This is a genomic window from Parabacteroides sp. AM58-2XD (genome assembly GCF_003463685.1).
GTDB lineage: Bacteria > Bacteroidota > Bacteroidia > Bacteroidales > Tannerellaceae > Parabacteroides > Parabacteroides segnis.
Window position 1 is genome coordinate 1 of the sequence record NZ_QSDP01000129.1, and the last position, 16,981, is coordinate 16,981.

A 16,981-nucleotide genomic window follows, 5' to 3' on the forward strand; every position below is an offset into this window, starting at 1 on the left:
ATGCTTTACGGGCAAAACTTGTGGCGAGAATGTTCGCCGTTATCAAAAGGGATGAATTTTATTCTCCTATTTTATCGGAAAATTTTTGCTAAAAACATAAGAATATGAAGCTAAAAAGCCTATTACGTCACATAGCCATGTGGTTTGTCCTTATCGGCTCCCTGATAATGACTTCATGCGATAGCTTTAACGAAGATCTGCCGGAGTGCCGTTTGTTTGTTAAGTTTAAGTATGATTACAATATGGAATTTGCTGATGCATTCCATTCGCAGGTGGATAAAGTGGAGCTTTATGTATTTGATAAAGACGGCAAGTTCCTGTTTAAACAAGCAGAGGAAGGGAGTACATTGGGAACAGGCAGTTATCTGATGGAAGTTAAGTTGCCTGTCGGACAATACCAGTTTATGGCATGGGCAGGTGCACATGATTCATACGATATAACATCGTTGCAGGCAGGTATTTCCTCCATCGCCGACTTGAAGCTACAGTTGAAACGTGAGGAAACACTTATCATCGATAAGGAACTCGAGCCGCTTTGGTATGGCGAGATTAATAACGTGGACTTTACCGGTACCACCGATCAGACGGAAGTTATCAACCTGATAAAAGATACCAATAAAGTACGGTTTGTTTTTCAGGGGAGCAATGAAGACTCCTGGGGGGTAGATGTGAATGCCTATACCTATGAAATAATCGAATCCAACGGTTATCTGGCACACGATAATTCGCTGCTTGGAGATGATAATCTTAGTTTCCGTCCTTATCATATCGAACAAAAGAATCTGGCAGCAGGCATTGTCGAACTGAATACGATGCGGTTTCTGGAAAATCGTAACGCACGTTTTGTGGTAACAGAGAAAACCTCCGGTAGAAAGGTGTTCAATATCAATCTGACCGATTTTCTGGTGATGACAAAAATCGAAGGGCATAATATGAGCGCTCAGGAATATCTCGATCGGGAGAGTGAATATAAGATTGTCTTTTTCTTTGCCGACAACGATCCCTGGCTGGTTCTTCAGATTAATATTAATGGATGGACCTGGTATTTCCAGCATGAGGGTGGTCTTTGATCGCGTAATTCATTCGATTTACTCTATTCGTGCTGTGCGGAGCGAATGGTCTGCAAATAGAGCGTATATATGTTTGACGTATTCTCGTTGTTGCGGAAAATGAAATTTAGGTGGCGATAGTTGCTTACAAAGAGGCTTTCCGGAGTCCCCGGGTGCGGCATGAGAACCATAAATGTAATGATAATTGATTGAAAAGCAGGATCTTTGTAATGTGATAGATGAAACGGGACCGAAGTCCCGTTATCATGTTTTGTTCGGAATAACAATACTAACCTGTGTAATCAGGTAAGTTTAATATTAATACTAGTGTGGGTTCCAGGGGGCAGTGATGTTCTCTGGAATTATTTTATATCATATATTATGCGAAAAGAATATCATAATATATGAGAATGCAGTATCATAATATATGCGAATACTGTATCACAATATATGATAAAACAACATTCCAACAATGAAAGAATAAAGAAGGTGTTGTAAAACTGACAAATGACACTTTTGCAACACCTCTTCGAATATGAAAATATTCCGTTTCTTACTGAACCTTGTCGTTTAACTCTGCGCCGGGTTTAAATTTGATGGCTTTGCGAGCTGCGATTTCAATTGGTTGTTTTGTCTTTGGGTTAACGCCTTTGCGGGCTGCTTTTTCAGTTACGGAGAATGAGCCGAAACCTAGAAGAGCAATTTTCCCTCCTGCTTTCATTTCGTCGGATACTGTTTCAACAAAAGCATCTACTGCTTTCTTGGCATCAGCCTTACTTAAACCGGATTTTTCCGCTACAGCTGTGATAAATTCTGTTTTGTTCATGATGGATTGATAATTAATATATTAAACAAATCTGTGATAGCCTAAAAGTCGGTTCAAATGTAGTTTTAATTTGATATTCTGCAAAGAAAAAATCTGTTTTTTTTATTGATTTACTATGTTTTAGTACTATTTGAAGGAAAAACAATCAAAATATATTTACCTTTGCCCGCAAATTGATATATGTATGATGAATCAAAATGGCTCCGGGTTCTTGAATAGTATACCGCCCGTTACAAAAAACCTTATCATTATCAACCTGCTATTCTGGGTAGCCAGTCTGGTGTTACCGAAAGTAGGGATTGATTTGGTGCAACTATTGGGATTGCACTTTCCGGGTGTGAAAGATTTCTACCCGTTTCAGTTTGTTACTTATATGTTCATGCACGATACGCACTCTTTTGCACATGTCTTTTTTAATATGTTCGGGGTGTATATGTTTGGACGTGTATTAGAAAATGTGTGGGGACCGAAACGTTTCCTTACCTTTTATCTCGTGACAGGTATCGGTGCCGGTATCGTACAGGAACTGGTATGGGCATATTCGGTTCAATCTTTTGCCAGTGCGAATGGTCTGACGCTGTTTGAACTGGTTCGTATGGATCCTTCATTGAATATGATGATCACGATAGGGGCTTCCGGTTCAGTGTTCGGTATCCTGTTGGCATTTGCCATGCTGTTCCCGAATGTGCCGTTGTTCCTGATGTTTATTCCGATACCTATTAAAGCTAAATATTTTGTTGTGTTTTACGGTCTGGCAGAACTATTTATGGGTGTTTCCAGTTTTGGTGGAGATACGGTCGCACACTTCGCCCATTTAGGCGGTATGTTGTTCGGCTTCTTTATGGTTCGCTACTGGAAAAAGAAAGATGCAGACAATGGAAAGTATTTTTACTAATCTGAAGAATACGTTCCGGGCAGGAAATATACTGGCAAAGCTCATATATATTAATGTAGGGCTTTTCATCCTGATCCGGTTGATGGGGGTGATATTTCTCCTTTTTAATATCCCCGGAATTTCCTTTTTGCAATATTTGCAGATGCCTTCTTCGCCGGAGTTGTTGATGTACCGGCCGTGGACGGTCATTACTTATATGTTCACCCATTTCGACTTCCTGCATATCCTTTTTAATATGCTTTGGTTGTACTGGTTTGGCGGGCTGTTTCTGACATTTTTCAGCGAACGGCAGTTGGGGGGATTGTACCTGCTGGGAGGTATTGCCGGTGCAATACTGTTTATGCTTGCTTATAATATCTTTCCGTATTTTCAGACGGTGGCTTCTTCAAGCTATCTGATGGGGGCTTCGGCTTCGGTGATGGCAATAGTTTTTGCCGTATCGTTCTACCGGAAAGATCTGGAGATAAATCTGTTCCTGATAGGGCGAATCAAGCTGATCTATCTGGCGCTCTTCACCTTTGTGATCGACCTGTTAGCCATTACTTCCGAGAATGCCGGTGGGCATATTGCCCATATTGGCGGTGCCTTATTCGGTATCTGGTTTGCCATGCGGATTAAAGAAGGAAAAGATTTGACGGTACCGATGAATCGCCTGTTGGATTGGGTGGTGAATCTCGGAAAGAGAAAACCCAAAATGAAGGTGACGTACAAACGTGCAGAAACCGATTATGAATATAATGCCCGTAAACACCGGGAATCGGCAGACCTTGATGCTATTCTGGATAAATTGAAACGTTCCGGATATGAGAGTCTTTCAGCTGATGAAAAAAGGCAATTATTTGACGCAAGTAAAAAATGAGTGAAGGATTGAAAACACTGAAGCTTTTATTCAAATCATTGTTCGTTCTTGCCAATGTTTTGATTGTCGTGCTGTTTGTTATTTCAGCTTATTCAGATCGTGTTTCTCCTGATACTATCCTAAGTTTTTCTTATCTGGGATTGGTTTTCCCTATTTTATGTGTCCTGAACCTTTGTTTTATCCTCTATTGGTTGTTTTTATGGGAATGGCGTTTCCTGCTGATCGGATTATGTTCTTTCCTGATCTGCTGGGGGCCGGTGAAAAAGTATTTCCCTTATCATAGCCGGACAAAAGATATTCCAAAGGAAAATGTATTGAAGGTGCTGACCTATAATGTGATGGCTTTTGCTTACCTGAACCATACGACGGAATCTCCTAATAAGATTCTCGAATATATTGCCGGTTCGGGGGCCGATATTGTCTGTTTGCAGGAGTATGCCGTGAGTAAATCCGACAAGTACCTGACATCGGCGAAGGTGTATAAGGCGCTTGATATGTATCCGTACCGTTCTGTTATTCCTATAAATAAGACCAGTTATGCGGATTATGGGATAGCTGTCTTTTCTAAATATCCGATCTCGAACAGCCGGAAGATAAAATATAAAAGCGATAGCAATGCTTCTTCTATTCATGAGTTGAATGTGAATGGGAAGAAACTGACTTTGATCAATAATCACCTGGAATCTTTTAAATTGACGATGGAGGACCGGAGCCGCTATACGGCTTTTATAAAAAATATCGGCACGGATACTTTCGATGGGATTAAAGGTGCGCTTGAACAAAAGCTGGGCCCGGCTTTTAAGATACGTGCCCGGCAGGCAGATGCCGTCGCAGAAGAAATCTCAAAGGCAAAAGGTGATTACATCCTGGTTTGCGGTGACTTTAATGATACGCCGATTTCATATGCACATCGTACGGTACAGGGGCCTTTAATTGATTCGTTTGCCGAATCCGGACAGGGGATGGGAATAACCTATAATCAGAATATGTTCTGGTTCCGCATCGATAATATATTGCATTCAAAGAATATGAAGTCAATGAACTGCACTATTGACAAGGTACGATATTCCGACCACTATCCGTTATGGTGCTATCTGAGTCTGGAAGAATAAAATAAGGGAACCCCTTGCCGGAATCCCCTTACATTAATATATAGTCTGTTTGTTTTTTACTCGTCATTATCTGCTGCACTAAACACATCGGCAAATAAGTTTTCTGCAAAAAAGAAGGTCGCATTACAGAAAAGTAACGGATCTTTGATCAATGCGATTGTGTTGCTCTTTCCGTTGTTGGCAATAACGTTTTCGGCCGGATAGGTTTTATATTTCTTTTCGTTGTTCGGATCGTATTGATATGAAATATCCGTCAGCTCTACATTATATTTCTCATCGTGGCAATAGATTCTCATCTTGTACTTGACGATTGTTTTATCCGTATCGTTCAAGAGTAGCTCGACCTTTGAGTTGATAAATATCGTTCCTTTCGACTTGCTGGAATTGACACTCGACAGGAAAACATCTTTCCCATAATTCTTCTTGGCCCATTTGTCGATCGCTTTAAACAACTCGCCTTTCTTCACGCCTTCAACGTCTACTTCGTCGCTGTAGCAAACCTTTCCCTCTTTCATCGGGGCACACGACTCTACACTGCCTTTATGTCCCTGTGCCATAGCAAGCACGGGACATATCAGCAATAGCAGTAATATTGTTTTCTTTATCATTTTTGTATTTATCTGATCCATACGTTAAGTATCTCTCCAATAACGATTTTCTGTTGTCCTTCGCTTGACTCGCCCTGCTTAACACACTGAATCATGAACCAGGTTTCCGTATCATCCTTTTTGGTGAAAGTGATCGTGTAGATGTCGTTATCTTTGACTGCTTTGTAGACTTCACTTTCCGGACTGATAGAAATAGAAGCGATATTCTTTCCGAACATCTTGCCCATTTCCTTCCAGGTGGCATATCTCTCGACCAGATTCTCATTATCTGCCGGTGTTACCTGCATTTTGCTATCCGGCAGCATATTCAATAATGTAGAAGGGACTTTATCCGGTTCGAAAGCCGATAATCCCTGACATACATCTGTGTTGTTGCCGACGGGAGCCTGTGCGATTTGCTGGGCAGGAGCTGCCGGTCTGACTGCTTGTTGTTGCTGTTGTACCGGAGTTGCAGGGGTAAGGGCATAAGCAGGTGTTACCGTGCCGGCCGGCTGGATACCGAATGCGGCATCGGCACTCTGGAACATATTTTCCGCAAAATCGACTGTTTTACGACGGAACTTGCCGTTACCGCGATTCAGTTTATCTTTCTTTTTGTTCAGTGCATATTTGTCTGTGATCCATTCTTCTGCTGTGTACTTTTCAGGTTCACGCTGATAGGATACATTGTATTCGTAACGGATGCCGGCCAGTTTAATTTTAGCAGCATTGTCTTCGCATTCGATGGTTACGCGGTAATCCATCAGTGTGCGGTCCAATGATAGGGCTGTGCTTTGGAATACCAGGTATTCTTCACCTACGGCAGCAATATCGCCTTTGTCCTTGTCAGAATAGACCAGTCGGCGTCCTTCTTCGCTAAAGAACTTTTCGGCCCATTGGTACATAATATCGTAAATCTGCCCTTTCGAAAGTGATGGCATATTTATCTCTTTGGTAAATACGACTTTGCCTCCTTCTTCAGGAATAGCACCGGCTAAATACTTTTGATCTTCCTGTGCTATAAGCAAGGAAGGAATAAATAAAAAGAATAATAATAGCTGTTTCATGGTCAATACTGTGTTTTTTTACAGGCAAAGATATATATTTGTACTTGAAATTAACTAAGAGAGTGACAAATAATTAATCTAATTACTATTTGACAAAGAAAAAAAGCCTATATTTGCACCCTGTGAAAAAACGAAAATAAATAATGTAATAACATAAACTCAAGATTCAAATGCAAAACAAAGGATTTGTAAGGGTCTTCGCGGTATTACTTACGCTTGTATGTTTGTTCTATCTATCGTTCTCATTTGTAACAAGATATTACAACAATAAAGCCGCTGAGTATGCAGGAGGGGATCCGTCGAAAGAGAGTCTTTATTTGGACTCATTATCTACTCAGAAGGTGTGGCTGGGCTATACGCTTAAGCAATGCCGTGAAATGGAAATTAGTTTAGGACTTGACCTGAAAGGCGGTATGAACGTCGTTCTGGAATTGAATGTGGCAGATGTAATCCGTTCACTTTCAAATAATAACCAGGATGAGAACTTCAACAAGGCTTTGGATTTAGCTTATGCTCGCCAGGCAACCAGTCAGAGAGACTTTATTGACTTGTTTGCAGAAGAGTACAAGAACCTGGATAATGGCGCACGTTTGTCTGCTATTTTCAGCACATTTGAGTTGAAAGATAAAATTACTCCGCAGAGCACAGATGCTCAGGTCGTTTCAGTGTTGAAAAATGAATTGAAGAGTGCTATTGATAATTCATTCAACGTATTGCGTACCCGTATCGACCGTTTCGGTGTGGTATCTCCTAACATCCAGCGTTTGGAAACAGCAGGACGTATCCTGGTGGAACTTCCGGGTGTAAAAGAGCCTGAACGTGTTCGTAAATTGTTACAGGGTAGTGCAAACCTGGAATTTTGGGAAACTTATCAGTTGCCGGAAGTTTACCAGCAGTTGGTTGCTGCCGACAATATTCTGGCTACAGTGTTGAAAGAGCATAACGACGAAGCAGCCGTAACTGAAACAGAAACTGTTTCTGCTGATGGTACTGAAACAACTGCTACGGAGACTGTTACAGATAATGCTGCCGCTACAAGCGAAGCCGATTCTCTGTTACAGCAGATCGCTCAGGATAAACCGGAAGCTCAGGCAAACCAGTCGATGGAAGAATTTGCAAAACAGCATCCGTTGTTTGCCTTGTTACAGATCAATCAGTATAACGGCCAGTTAGGTCGTGGTGCTGCCGTTGGTGTGGCTAACGTAAGAGACATTCCTAAGATCAACGAATATCTGGCAATGAAACAGGTGAAAGACGTGTTACCTCGTAACCTGTCTTTGAAATGGGGTGTTAAGGCTATCGACGAAAAAGAACAATTTTTCGAATTATATGCTATCAAGGTTACTAACCGTGACGGAACGCCTGCTTTAGGTGGTGACGTAGTAACTGATGCTAATGCAGACTTCGTACAGCAGGCCGGCCGTTCAGAACAGCAGGTTAGTATGGCCATGAACGCAGAAGGTGCTAAGGCATGGGCTCGTTTGACAAAAGAGAATATCGGTAAAGCTATCGCTATCGTTCTGGATGATATGGTTTATTCCGCTCCGAACGTAAATGACGAAATTACCGGAGGACGTTCTCAGATTACAGGTCACTTCACTCCGGAAGAAGCGAAGGACTTAGCTAACGTATTGAAATCAGGTAAGATGGCTGCTTCAGTACATATCGTACAGGAAGACGTTGTCGGTCCGTCACTGGGTCAGGAAGCTATCAGCTCAGGTGTTATCTCCTTTGCTTTGGCATTGATCCTGTTGATGATCTATATGTGTGCATTCTACGGAATTATCCCGGGTCTGATTGCAGACGGTGCATTGGTATTGAACATCTTCTTCACGATGGGTATCCTTGCTTCTTTCCAGGCTGTACTTACTTTGCCGGGTATCGCCGGTATGGTGTTGACGCTGGGTATGGCAGTCGATGCTAACGTGTTGATCTATGAACGTACAAAAGAAGAGCTTCGAGCCGGTAAGTCGTTAAGCAAGGCTATTGCTGATGGTTACAGTAACGCGTTCTCTGCTATCTTCGACTCCAACTTAACATCTATCATTACAGGTGTTGTATTGTTCTACTTCGGTACAGGTCCTATCCGTGGTTTCGCTACTACAATGATTATCGGTCTGTTCGCTTCTTTCCTTACTGCAGTCTTCCTGACTCGTATCGTTTACGAAGCATTACTGGCTAAGGATAAACTGAAGAATGTAACATTCGTAACATCTATCACGAAAGACCTGTTGACTAATCCGAAGATCAACTTCCTGGGTGCTCGTAAGACTGGTTATCTGATTCCTGCCGGTATCGTTCTTTTGGGAGCGATCTCCATGATGACGATCGGTTTGAATAACGGTATCGACTTCACCGGTGGACGTAACTATATCGTTCGTTTTGCACAGGATGTAAAAACGGATGAAGTTCGTAATATGCTGGACGAAAAACTGGATGGTGCTGTAAGTGTTATCACGATCGGTACACCGGACCAGGTTCGTGTATCTACCAACTATAAAATCGACGATGCCGATCCTGCTGTAGACCAGGAAATCGAATCATTATTGTTCGAAGGCGTTAAACCGCTGCTTCCGGAAGGAACAACATTGGATCAGTTCACAACAACTTATATCCAGAGTTCTCAGAAAGTGGGACCGAGTATGGCCGACGACATCAAGAACAGCGCTATCATGGCGGTTGTCTTCGCGATGTTCTGTATGGCTGCTTATATCCTGCTTCGTTTCCGCGACTGGTCATTCTCTGTAGGTGCATTTGCTTCAGTAGCAGTGACAACATTGTGTATCATCTCTTTCTATACTTTATTATGGAAAGTGTTACCGTTCTCTATGGAAGTCGACCAGACATTTATCGCGGCTATCCTGACGATTATCGGTTATTCTATCAATGATACCGTGGTTGTATTTGACCGTATCCGTGAAACAATCGGTCTGTATCCGAAACGCGATCGTTACCAGGTGATCAATGACGCTTTGAACTCAACGTTGTCCCGTACATTCAATACATCATTGACAACATTGGTTGTAGTACTTTGTATCTTTATCCTGGGTGGTAGCACAATCCGTAGCTTTACGTTCGCTATCCTGCTGGGTATCATCGTAGGTACATATTCTACACTGTTCGTTGCAACTCCGATTGCATACGAAATACAGAAAAGAAAGATCAACAAAAAAGCTGCCGAAGCTGCTAAGTAACAGACAGTTTTTATGAAATAATGAAAAGACCATCTCATTGCGGGATGGTCTTTTTTCTTGTTTACAATATGCTTCTAAACATATAGCCGAAATTGTCCGGTTGCACGGAAATATCTACCTTGTAGGCCACTTGCAATTGTTTTATTCTGACAAATTGTAAGTTTATTTTAAAACGTCATCAGTTATGGATATACATCTAGGTAGCCAATTGCCGGCATATCCTTCTTTTGTTGTCGGTATCCGCCGCGCCCCCGATCGCGGTTATTCCCTTACGTCTGCACAAACTGAAACGGCATTGAAAAATGCCTTAAGGTACATTCCGAAAGAACTTCATGAGACATTAGCACCTGAATTTATGGAAGAACTTCGTACCCGTGGAAGGATATACGGGTATCGTTATCGTCCGGAGGGTGATCTGAAAGCACGTCCCATTGATGACTATCAAGGAAACTGCCTGGAAGGAAAAGCTTTCCAGGTAATGATTGACAACAACCTCTGTTTCGACATCGCCCTTTATCCTTATGAGTTGGTGACGTATGGAGAGACAGGTCAGGTCTGTCAGAATTGGATGCAATACCGGTTGATCAAACAATATCTGGAGATCATGACACAGGAGCAGACCTTGGTGATCGAATCGGGCCATCCGCTCGGTTTGTTCCGTTCCAAGCCGGATGCTCCCCGGGTAATTATCACCAATTCGATGATGGTCGGCATGTTCGATAATCAGAAGGACTGGCATGTGGCAGCCCAGATGGGGGTTGCCAACTATGGTCAGATGACAGCCGGAGGGTGGATGTATATCGGACCGCAAGGTATTGTACATGGAACCTTCAATACGCTCCTGAATGCTGGTCGCCTTAAACTCGGCATACCGCAGGATAAAGACTTGCGAGGACATCTTTTCGTCTCGTCCGGGTTAGGAGGAATGAGCGGGGCACAGCCGAAAGCGGCTGTTATTGCCGGTGCTGCCTGCGTTGTGGCGGAAGTGGATCGATCGCGAATAGAAACACGCCATTCGCAGGGATGGGTCCAGTTGGTTACAGATAACGAGGCCGAGGCTTTTCGCCTGGCAACGGATGCTTGCCGTGCCAAAGAGCCTCTTTCGATTGCTTATCATGGGAATATTGTAGACCTGTTGGAATATGCCGCATCGGAATCTATTCCTATCGACTTGCTGAGTGATCAGACTTCGTGCCATGCTGTTTATGAGGGTGGATACTGTCCCGCAGGAATCTCTTTCGAGGAACGTACGCGTTTGCTTTCGGAAGACCAGGAAACGTTTTGTGCCCTGGTGGACCGTTCTTTGCGCAGACATTATGAAGTGATAAAACGGTTGGTAGATGCCGGAGCCTATTTCTTTGATTACGGCAATTCATTCCTGAAAGCAATTTATGATGCAGGTGTAAAAGATATATCCAGGAATGGTATCGATGAGAAAGATGGTTTTATCTGGCCGTCTTATGTGGAAGATATAATGGGACCGGAATTGTTTGACTACGGCTACGGTCCTTTCCGCTGGGTTTGTCTGAGCGGGAAAAAAGAAGACCTGGTCAAAACCGACCATGCCGCCATGGATTGTATCGATCCGGACCGGCGGGGACAGGACCGTGATAACTATAACTGGATACGCGATGCCGAAAAGAACAATCTGGTAGTAGGCACACAGGCCCGTATCCTTTATCAGGATGCCGAAGGCAGGCTGAAGATTGCACTCCGTTTCAATCAGATGGTCCGTGACGGAGAGATCGGGCCGGTGATGCTGGGACGCGACCATCATGATGTCAGCGGGACAGACTCGCCTTTCCGGGAGACGTCCAATATCTACGACGGAAGTAACGTGATGGCCGATATGGCTGTACAGTGTTTTGCCGGAAATGCAGCCCGCGGAATGAGTCTGGTAGCCCTTCATAACGGTGGTGGTGTCGGTATCGGTAAAGCGATAAACGGAGGATTCGGTATGGTTCTTGACGGAAGTAACCGTGTCGACGAAATATTACGTTCCGCCATGTTATGGGATGTAATGGGCGGTGTGGCGCGCCGTGCCTGGGCACGTAACCGGCATGCTCTGGAAACAAGTGAAACATTTAATAAGAATAATGAGAATCAGTATCATATCACTCTTCCTTATATTCCGGAGGAAGAATTGATACGGAAAACAATAAAGACCTCTTTAAATACTTGAATTTATGAGTAGTTGGAATAGAATTATGGAGTGTGTCCCCAATTTTAGTGAAGGTAGGGACTTAGGGAAGATAGAAAAGATTATTGAGCCGTTCAGAGCCAGGCAAGGAGTAAAACTGTTGGATTATAGCAATGATGAAGATCATAACCGCCTGGTAGTTACTGTAGTCGGTGAACCGGAGGCATTGAAAGCCGCCCTGTTGGAGGCTGTAGGACAGGCAGTCGCTTTGATAGACCTGAACCTGCATAGCGGACAACATCCGCGGATGGGAGCAGTCGATGTGATCCCGTTCATCCCGATCAAAGGATGTACAATGGATGAAGCGATTGCTTTATCTAAAGAAGTTGGTGAACAGATTGCAACCTTATACCAGGTTCCTGTGTTTTTATACGAGAAGTCGGCAACCGCCCCTCACCGGGAGAATCTGGCAGCAGTCAGGAAAGGTGAGTTCGAAGGGATGGCTGAGAAGATTAAACTTACAGAATGGCAGCCGGACTTCGGACCGGCGGAGCGCCATCCGACAGCCGGTACGGTTGCTGTTGGTGCCCGCATGCCGCTTGTTGCTTATAATGTCAATCTGGGTACGGCCGATCTGAATATTGCCAGCGATATTGCCCGTAAGATTCGTTTTATCGGCGGCGGCCTTCGTTATTGTAAAGCAATGGGAGTCGAACTGAAAGAACGGGGTATCGTGCAGGTCTCGATTAATATGACCGACTATACCCGTACTGCCTTGTACCGCGCTTTTGAACTGGTGAAGATAGAGGCTCGCCGTTATGGTGTTCCGGTCGTTGGTAGTGAGATTATCGGATTGGTTCCGATGGAAGCATTGATTGATACAGCTTCTTTTTATTTAGGGTTGGAAAACTTTTCCATGAACCAGGTGTTAGAAGCTAGAATAATGGAATAAAACATGAAAGGAGATAAATTACTGATAAGGAACGCATCGCAAGTTGTAACCTGTTCCGGTTTTGAAGCAAAAAGAGGTACGGCAATGTCTGATCTCCATATTATAGAAGATGGAGCAGTGGTTGTTTCCGAAGGTGTTATAACGCATGTCGGTCCGACAAAAGAAATAGTACGTCAGGTAGATCCGGACGAATACCTGGAAATCGATGCCAGTGGAAGGGCGTTGCTTCCCGGGTTTGTGGATAGCCATACCCATTTTATTTTCGGTGGTTATCGTGAAGAAGAGTTTTCCTGGCGGTTGAAAGGTGATAGTTATATGTCGATCATGGAACGTGGTGGCGGTATAGTCAATACGGTCAATGCTACCCGTGAATGTGATTTCGAGCAACTGTGGAGTATCGGTTATGAACGGCTCGACGAAATGTTGGATATGGGCGTAACGACGGTGGAAGGTAAAAGCGGATATGGCCTGAACTTCGAAACCGAACTGATGCAACTGCGTGTAATGGCAGACCTCAACGAGGAACATCCGGTCGACGTCGTGTCCACTTATTTGGGGGCTCATGCCATTCCCCCTGAATATACCCATCAGACGGATGATTATATTACTTATATAATCGAACAGGTCCTGCCGGAACTTCGCTTGGAGAGAACGGTTACTTTCTGTGATGTTTTTTGTGAACAGGGAGTATTCTCGGTAAAACAGAGTGAACGTTTGTTACGTGCCGCCCGAAGTCAGCGGTTTAAGTTGAAGATGCATGCCGATGAGATCGTATCTATTGGAGGTGCGGAACTGGCGGCCCGTCTGAAGGTTGTCAGTGCCGATCATTTGCTGCACGCTTCGGATGAAGGCATCCAACGGCTGGCACGTAGCGGGGTGATTGCTACCTTGCTTCCGCTTACGGCCTTTTCATTGAACGAACCTTATGCCCGTGGTCGTGAGATGATTGACGCCGGTTGTGCAGTTGCACTGGCTACCGATTATAATCCCGGCAGTTGTTTTTCCTGTTCTATCCCGATGCTTTTCGCTTTGGCGTGCATTCAGATGAAACTGACTCCGGAAGAAGCGGTTACCGCTTTGACGATCAACGGGGCGGCGGCTTTGGGGCGTGCCAACAAGATCGGCAGTATAGATGTAGGAAAGAAGGCCGACCTGATCTTGCTGAAATATCCGTCTTATAAATTCCTGCCTTATAATGTGGGAATGAATATCGTGGATACGGTGATCAAGGACGGAATCATTTATATGATCTGAGAAACAGTTTATTCATTGTTTAATACCTTAAATATAAATACCATGCTTGTAGACTTGACTATTAAAGGATTTCTGGCGGAGACAGCCAGTAACGCACCGGTTCCGGGCGGCGGAAGTATTTCAGCCTTAAACGGTGCTATCGCTACCGCATTGACGGAGATGGTTGCCAACCTGACCATCGGGAAAAAGAAATATGCCGATGTAGAAGGGCAGATGAAAACGATCGCTACGGAAGCTGCTCTGATCCGTGAGCGCCTGATCCGCGACATCGACCGTGACAGTGAAGCCTACGATCGTGTGTTTGCTGCCTTTAAACTTCCGAAAGAAACGGAAGAGCAGATCGCTGAACGTGCCCGGGCCATTGAAGATGCCACGAAAGAGGCGGCTATTGTCCCTATGCAGGTTGCCGAAGAGATCGCGTCTGTGATGGAAACCGTCATTTATGTGGCACATAAAGGAAACCGGAATGCCGTTACCGATGCCTGTGTTGCCATGATGACTGCCCGTACCTGTGTCTTGGGAGCCCTGCTGAACGTACGTATCAACCTGGCTTCCATCAAAGACGAAGCTTTTGTGAAGCAGATGAAAGTGAAAGCCGACCATCTGGAATCGGAAGCGATCCGTATTGAAACGAAGTTACTGGATTGGGTTAAAACCATTTTATAATGTGCCAATATGCTAATGTGCTAATTGGGGAAGAGTTTTCCTTTATTGGCATATTGCACATTGGCAAATTAAATAATTATTAATTATGAGCAATGTCTATTATGTAGGTTCCGAACCGCTGACATTCGACAGCATAGAGTTGATCCTGACTCAGAACATGAAGCTCGAGTTAAGCCAGGAGGTGCGCGAACGCATCCAGCGTTGCCGCGACTACCTGGACCGGAAAATCGAACAACAGGATGGTCCGCTTTATGGCATTACAACCGGTTTCGGCTCGTTATGCAATAAAAATATCTCGCCTGACGAACTGAGTACCTTGCAGGAAAATTTGGTGAAAAGCCATGCCTGTAGTGTCGGTGACGAGGTGAGTCCCGTTATTGTCCGGTTGATGATGCTGCTGAAAGCACATGCTTTGTCTTTGGGCCATAGCGGTGTACAGGTTATTACCGTACAACGTATCCTCGATTTCTTTAATAATGATGTCCTGCCGATCGTTTATGACCGGGGCTCCTTGGGAGCTTCCGGCGATCTGGCTCCGTTGGCGAATCTCTTCCTGCCGCTGATCGGAGTGGGAGATGTCTATTATAAAGGAAAGAAGCGCGAAGCGATCAGCGTGTTGGATGAGTTTGCCTGGAAACCCGTACGCCTGAAAAGTAAAGAGGGACTGGCTTTACTGAATGGAACGCAGTTTATGAGTGCAAATGGCGTTTTTGCCTTGATGCGTGCCTTTCGTCTTTCCAAAAAGGCGGATACGATAGCAGCCTTGTCTTTGGAAGCCTTCGACGGTCGTATCGATCCTTTCATGGATTGTATCCAGCAGATGCGTCCTCATCCGGGACAGATTGAAACGGGAGCAGTTTTCCGCCGGTTGTTGGAGGGAAGCGAACTGATCAACCGGAAAAAGGAACATGTGCAGGACCCTTATTCTTTCCGTTGCATCCCGCAGGTTCACGGAGCGACAAAGGATGCGATCAATTACGTTTCCGGTGTATTGCTCACGGAAATTAATTCGGTGACGGATAATCCGACCATCTTCCCGGAAGAAGACAAGATCATCTCGGGCGGTAATTTCCATGGTCAGCCGCTGGCCATCTCTTTTGACTTTCTGGCCATCGCTTTGGCTGAATTAGGAAATATATCCGAACGCCGTGTCGCCCAATTGATCATGGGACTTCGCGGTTTACCGGAATTTCTTGTTGCCAATCCCGGGCTGAACTCCGGTTTTATGATTCCGCAATATGCCGCCGCAAGCATGGTTAGCCAGAATAAGATGTATTGTTATGCCTCCAGCAGCGATTCGATCGTATCCAGCAATGGTCAGGAAGATCATGTCAGCATGGGGGCCAATGCTGCAACCAAACTGTTCAAGGTGATGGATAACCTCGATCATATCCTGGCGATTGAATTAATGAATGCGGCACAGGGAATGGAGTTTCGTCGTCCGGCCAGGACTTCACCTGTCCTTGAAAAATTCCTAAGAGACTTCCGGAAGGAGGTCCCTTTCATAGAGGATGATATTGTAATGTACACGGAGATCCATCGTACAGTAGCTTTCCTGCGGAGGTATCCGTTGTAATTGTACCTACTTTTCCCTTGATGGAAAAGTAGGCAAAAGATCAAGGCTGCACCGGCTTCACTGCTTCGGTGAAAGACTTCGCTGTCGCATCTGAACTCGCTACGCTCAAACAGCAGATGCTCGGGACGCTCTGTCTTCCCCCTTCGCGGACGTTCATCCGCTGAGGCCTTGACAAGAACGCTTAGCGTTCTCTTAGGATGGCCGATATCGGTTGTTGTTTTGCGACCCTGTGTCAAGCACGGGGGACAGTGTCTCGTTACCGTGCTTGACACGGTATCGCAGAAAAACAAGCTGTATTGGCTATCCAAGAGGAAGCTCTGCTTCCAATAAAAGTTTTCAGAAAAAATACCTTCATTTGTTCATCGTTTCATTCTGCTTATTGATTATCAATATATATTGCATGAAGGAAATGAAGAAAACATGCGACTCCCGATTTCCAGGTTACGATATTTTTATACATGAACGGTTTCTGCCAGGTAGTATCGGCAAGTAGATTTTATTGTTTTTGTTCTATTCCGGTAAGGGGTTATCTCATATCCTTTTAACATGATACTACTCATTCTTTATTGTTAAAGTCTCTACTCCTATGTTATCTCCCATCTGTCAAACGCTTGTTTGTGTATAGTCGAACGCTTATTCTACAGCTGTCAAACAAGCGTTCGATATCTGAGAAACAAGTACCCGTAAAAGACAAACAGGGCAGACGCATTAAAATAAATATCTAATTTACAGTAAAAAAACTATTACTTAATCGATTTAGATTGTTGATTAATAATCTATTATAGTATATTGTTTTAAGAATAA

At 44.2% G+C, this 16,981-nt stretch carries 13 protein-coding genes; 10 read left to right on the top strand and 3 right to left on the bottom strand.

Annotated elements, in window-relative coordinates:
* Window positions 1–104 precede the first annotated feature (104 nt).
* A complete protein-coding gene (locus DXA15_RS22175) occupies window positions 105–1,070 on the top strand; it encodes a FimB/Mfa2 family fimbrial subunit (protein ID WP_128135463.1) in 966 nt (321 codons plus the stop codon).
* A 532-nt stretch (window positions 1,071–1,602) separates the two neighbouring features.
* Here the strand turns inward: DXA15_RS22175 and DXA15_RS22180 are convergent.
* Window positions 1,603–1,875 carry an HU family DNA-binding protein gene (locus tag DXA15_RS22180; protein WP_007655130.1) on the bottom strand — a complete coding sequence of 91 codons (273 nt, stop codon included), beginning with the start codon at window positions 1,873–1,875 and terminating at the stop codon, window positions 1,603–1,605.
* 184 nt (window positions 1,876–2,059) lie between these two features.
* Between DXA15_RS22180 and DXA15_RS22185 the strand changes: the two genes are divergently transcribed.
* The 3 genes from DXA15_RS22185 to DXA15_RS22195 are packed head-to-tail and all read left to right on the top strand — an operon-like array spanning window position 2,060 to window position 4,741.
* On the top strand, window positions 2,060–2,770 hold the full coding sequence (locus DXA15_RS22185) for a rhomboid family intramembrane serine protease (protein WP_007655129.1): 711 nt from the start codon (window positions 2,060–2,062) through the stop codon (window positions 2,768–2,770).
* On the top strand, window positions 2,751–3,629 hold the full coding sequence (locus tag DXA15_RS22190) for a rhomboid family intramembrane serine protease (RefSeq protein ID WP_128135464.1): 879 nt from the start codon (window positions 2,751–2,753) through the stop codon (window positions 3,627–3,629). The genes DXA15_RS22185 and DXA15_RS22190 overlap by 20 nt, the downstream gene beginning before the upstream one ends.
* Window positions 3,626–4,741 (top strand): endonuclease/exonuclease/phosphatase family protein, encoded by a 1,116-nt coding sequence (locus DXA15_RS22195; protein ID WP_128135465.1) that lies wholly within the window; start codon window positions 3,626–3,628, stop codon window positions 4,739–4,741. Before DXA15_RS22190 ends, DXA15_RS22195 begins: the two co-directional genes overlap by 4 nt.
* A 56-nt stretch (window positions 4,742–4,797) precedes the next feature.
* On the opposite strand, the gene DXA15_RS22200 is transcribed toward DXA15_RS22195, so the two are convergent.
* On the bottom strand, window positions 4,798–5,370 hold the full coding sequence (locus DXA15_RS22200) for a DUF4468 domain-containing protein (RefSeq protein ID WP_007655123.1): 573 nt from the start codon (window positions 5,368–5,370) through the stop codon (window positions 4,798–4,800).
* Window positions 5,358–6,395, bottom strand: a complete 1,038-nt coding sequence (locus tag DXA15_RS22205; protein ID WP_128135466.1) for a DUF4468 domain-containing protein — start codon at window positions 6,393–6,395, stop codon at window positions 5,358–5,360. The genes DXA15_RS22200 and DXA15_RS22205 overlap by 13 nt, the downstream gene beginning before the upstream one ends.
* 170 nt (window positions 6,396–6,565) lie before the next feature.
* Between DXA15_RS22205 and secDF the strand changes: the two genes are divergently transcribed.
* From secDF to hutH, 6 genes are all read left to right on the top strand, one after another.
* Complete coding sequence (gene secDF / locus DXA15_RS22210) at window positions 6,566–9,589, top strand: protein translocase subunit SecDF (protein WP_128135467.1); 3,024 nt, start codon at window positions 6,566–6,568, stop codon at window positions 9,587–9,589.
* Between the two features lie 184 nt (window positions 9,590–9,773).
* The gene (locus tag DXA15_RS22215; protein WP_128135468.1) at window positions 9,774–11,771 is read left to right on the top strand and encodes a urocanate hydratase; all 1,998 of its coding nucleotides are present in this window, start codon (window positions 9,774–9,776) and stop codon (window positions 11,769–11,771) included.
* A 4-nt stretch (window positions 11,772–11,775) separates the two neighbouring features.
* Window positions 11,776–12,681 carry a glutamate formimidoyltransferase gene (ftcD, locus tag DXA15_RS22220; RefSeq protein ID WP_128135469.1) on the top strand — a complete coding sequence of 302 codons (906 nt, stop codon included), beginning with the start codon at window positions 11,776–11,778 and terminating at the stop codon, window positions 12,679–12,681.
* A 3-nt stretch (window positions 12,682–12,684) separates the two neighbouring features.
* Window positions 12,685–13,935 carry an imidazolonepropionase gene (gene hutI / locus DXA15_RS22225; protein ID WP_128135470.1) on the top strand — a complete coding sequence of 417 codons (1,251 nt, stop codon included), beginning with the start codon at window positions 12,685–12,687 and terminating at the stop codon, window positions 13,933–13,935.
* 42 nt (window positions 13,936–13,977) lie between these two features.
* The gene (locus DXA15_RS22230; RefSeq protein ID WP_128135471.1) at window positions 13,978–14,601 is read left to right on the top strand and encodes a cyclodeaminase/cyclohydrolase family protein; all 624 of its coding nucleotides are present in this window, start codon (window positions 13,978–13,980) and stop codon (window positions 14,599–14,601) included.
* An 85-nt stretch (window positions 14,602–14,686) separates the two neighbouring features.
* Window positions 14,687–16,177: a histidine ammonia-lyase gene (gene hutH, locus DXA15_RS22235; protein ID WP_128135472.1), complete on the top strand. Its 1,491-nt coding sequence runs from the start codon at window positions 14,687–14,689 to the stop codon at window positions 16,175–16,177.
* Window positions 16,178–16,981 lie beyond the last annotated feature (804 nt).